The 784-nt window shown below is 57.1% G+C and carries 2 protein-coding genes; both read right to left on the reverse strand.

Translation table 11 applies throughout. The annotated features are described in order from the left end of the window. Positions 1-45 precede the first annotated feature (45 nt). Positions 46-315 (reverse strand): hypothetical protein, encoded by a 270-nt coding sequence (locus ABD679_RS12535; protein WP_344760329.1) that lies wholly within the window; start codon positions 313-315, stop codon positions 46-48. Positions 316-432: 117 nt separating this feature from the next. Then, on the reverse strand, positions 433-784 hold a 352-nt coding region (locus ABD679_RS12540), incomplete at its 5' end, for a hypothetical protein (RefSeq protein ID WP_344760330.1).

The raw sequence follows: 784 nt of genomic DNA on the forward strand, positions 1-784 counted from the left end.
CATGGTGTCTCCGGGTAGATCGACAGTCTCCTGCCGGGTACCCGGTTACACAAAATCTTGGACAGGCCCCATGCCGGACACTGTGAGGTCACCGCGACCCGCATGCACCAACAGCGCAGCAAAGCCGAACCACGCAACTGTGGTGACATGCCAGGCGAAGCGCAACGTTCGGATCGTGAATTCCGAGCTGCCGAATAGCTTTGGCAGATCATTGCGGCGAAACAAACGGATGAGGATGTACCGCTCACCCAGCACCGAATGGGCTGCGCCAAGAGCTACGGCAAGAACTGCTGCGAGATAGAGAAGCGTTTCCATAGCCACCTAACGCCTAAGTTAAGCCGAGACGCGTAGTGGAGCGAAGCACATGGCAAGCTGTATCTGCCATGGGCTTTGCGGAACGAAGCGGCTTCGGCTTGAACGCATTGTTAGGCATCACTGCCCGGTGGTCTTCCGAACCGAGACGACCCGAATGCTGATCTCAGCCACGATTGGGGTACAGGCGCAAACCGCATCAGAGAATTCATCGGCAAGCGCTTCTCCGTTCTCGTCGTAGTTGTTTCGCGCGCGGAGCATGAGCAGACCGTCCGCCCACCAGCAATGAACATCCTGGTGCCAAGGCCGCTCCAAGAACTCCTCTTCAATGTCAGCGACCGCAGCGCGCCCAATCGAGTCGCTCAATCCGCTGCAAGATACGATGATCTCGAACATGTGAGGCCTAACACCTGAGTTAAGCCGACTGCGTAGTGGAGCCAAAGCCATGGCAAGCTTTTCCTGCCATGGCTTT

Source organism: Luteimonas lutimaris (assembly GCF_039537065.1).
Lineage (GTDB): Bacteria > Pseudomonadota > Gammaproteobacteria > Xanthomonadales > Xanthomonadaceae > Luteimonas > Luteimonas lutimaris.

What these genes read in the sequence shown, in the direction of transcription:
- ABD679_RS12535 (WP_344760329.1), bottom strand. Translation starts at nt 315, where the DNA reads ATGGAAACGCTTCTCTATCTCGCAGCAGTTCTTGCCGTAGCTCTTGGC.